General features: G+C 50.4%; 1 protein-coding gene. It reads left to right on the top strand.

The genetic code is table 11. The features are described 5' to 3' along the window. On the top strand, positions 1-351 hold a 351-nt coding region (locus G5B11_RS18880; RefSeq protein ID WP_173729348.1), incomplete at both ends, for a hypothetical protein.

The following is a 351-nucleotide window of genomic DNA, read 5'->3' as shown; positions in this document are numbered from 1 at the left end:
GCCATCAATGGCTACAGTACCACAGACCGGCTGCTTTCCAAGGTGGATGTATATCTTTATCAGGGAAGCGAGCCATCTTCTCTCAAGATCACCAAGAATCCGGATGGAAGCTTCAGTCAGCAGATTGGCGGCAAAACACGGACTATGAGCGCTACCACTGTGGATGGCAAGACCTTATATCCGGCTGTGGATGTGATGGGCAACCTTCTGGACAAGGTGGTCACCGGAACTGATGGGGCATATGCTTTTGATAATCTGGCTGAGGGCAGCTACTACATAGTGCTTCAGGACGAGGGTGATGATTATGCTGTTACAGGAGGAACCAGGGTTCTTCCCTTTGAAAGACTGAGC

Source organism: Blautia glucerasea (assembly GCF_013304385.1).
Lineage (GTDB): Bacteria > Bacillota > Clostridia > Lachnospirales > Lachnospiraceae > Blautia_A > Blautia_A ammoniilytica.
This window is presented reverse-complemented; position numbering and strand designations above follow the sequence as displayed.